Origin of the sequence: Pseudomonas sp. ITEM 17296 (genome assembly GCF_028895205.1) — a bacterium.
In the GTDB taxonomy this organism is placed as follows: domain Bacteria; phylum Pseudomonadota; class Gammaproteobacteria; order Pseudomonadales; family Pseudomonadaceae; genus Aquipseudomonas; species Aquipseudomonas kermanshahensis.
This window is the reverse complement of the sequence record NZ_WJRS01000063.1, coordinates 1-1,759: the sequence shown is the minus strand read 5'-3', so window position 1 is coordinate 1,759 and position 1,759 is coordinate 1. Positions and strand designations below refer to the sequence as shown.

Here is a 1,759-nt window from a genome sequence, read left to right as displayed (position 1 = left end):
CCAGGCGTCTGCGCCGCTGACATTGGCAATCGACTTGACCACCGCGTCGTTGGTACCAACGTAGACGTTGTCCGGCGCGGTGACGGTAGCGAAGCCGGTGGTGCTATTGGCCGCGACGGTAATGACCGTTTTGCCGTCACTCAGGGTGAAGTACAACGGCGCGTGGTTATCGATCGGCAGACCATCTTTGTTGGTCAAGGTGATGGTGTAAGTGATTTCACCACCTTCGGAGACCGAAGGGGTCGCGGTCAGCTTGGCCACCACGTCGTCGGTGGTGTCAGTGACTTTGACCGACGCGGCATCACCCAGCTGCAGGTTTTCAAAGGCACGACCGTCAACATCGACGGCAGATTTGATGCCCAGCTCGATTTCACCGGCGTCTTTGTAGACGTCATCGCCTTGTGCGTCGTGGGTATACGGCTCGCTCGAAGTCTTGCCGGCCTCGATCACCACAACCGCATTATTGCTCAGCGTCACGACCAGGTCGTGGGCCAGCGCGGTGTTGATGTGGACAGTGAAGGTCGGTTTGACGTTCTCGGCGACCGAGATTTGGTCGGCGGTGATGGTGACTTTGACCACGTCGCCTTCGTTGCCGGTGCCTGGAGTACCCGAGCCCGGCTCGTCGGTTACGGTGGTGCTGACTGGGGTCTTGTCCAGAACCAGGTTCTCGAACTTCCAGGCGTCTGCGCCGCTGACATTGGCGATCGACTTGACCACCGCGTCATTGGTACCGACGTAGACGTTGTCCGGCGCGGTCACCGTGGTGAAACCGGTGGTGCTATTGGCCGGCACGGTGATGACCGTTTTGCCGTCACTCAGGGTGAAATACAACGGCGCATGGTTGTCGATCGGCAGGCCGTCTTTGTTGGTCAGGGTGACGGTATAAGTGATCTCGCCGCCTTCAGTGACCGAAGGGGTGGCGGTCAGCTTGGCGATGACGTCGTCAGTGGTATCGGTCACTTTGACCGAGGCCGCATCGCCCAGCTGCAGGTTCTCGAAGGCACGGCCATCGATGTCTGCTGCCGACTTCACGCCCAACTCGATTTCGCCAGCGTCTTTGTAGACGTCGTCACCCTGTGCTTCGTGGGTGTACGGTGCGCTGGTTTCACCGGCCTTGATAGTGACGGTGGCGTTGTTGCTCAGGGTCACGACCAGGTCGTGAGTCAGGGCGGTGTTGATGTGGACGGTGAAGGTCGGTTTGACGTTCTCGGCAACCGAAACCTGATCGGCGGTGATGGTGACTTTGACCAGATCACCTTCGTTGCCAGCGCCTGGAGTACCCGAGCCTGGCTCGTCAGTGACAGCCGTGCTGACCGGGGTCTTGTCCAGAACCAGGTTCTCGAACTTGCCGACATCAGCGCCATCGACCGAAGCGATCGACTTGATCACCGCGTCATTGGTACCAACGTAAACGTTGTCCGGGGCAGTCACGGTGGTGAAGCCGGTGGTGCTGTTGGCCGGAACCGTGATGACGGTAGTGCCGTCGCTCAGCGTGAAGGTCAGCGCCGAATGCTTGTCGATCGGCAGACCGTCTTTGTTGGTCAGGGTGATGGTGTAGGTGATTGCACCACCTTCGGTAACCGAAAGGGTAGCGGTCAGCTTGGCCACCACGTCATCCGTGGTGTCAGTCACTTTGACCGACGCCGCGTCGCCCAGCTGCAGGTTCTCGAAGGCACGGCCATCGATGTCTGCTGCCGACTTCACGCCCAACTCGATTTCGCCGGCGTCTTTGTAGACGTCGTCGCCCTGCGCTTCGTGA

1 protein-coding gene is annotated in these 1,759 nt (G+C 59.7%); it reads right to left on the bottom strand.

Annotated features, from left to right (window positions below; translation table 11 throughout):
- Positions 1-1,759: immunoglobulin-like domain-containing protein (locus GIB19_RS28020; RefSeq protein ID WP_342456471.1), on the bottom strand; the 1,759-nt coding region annotated here is incomplete at both ends.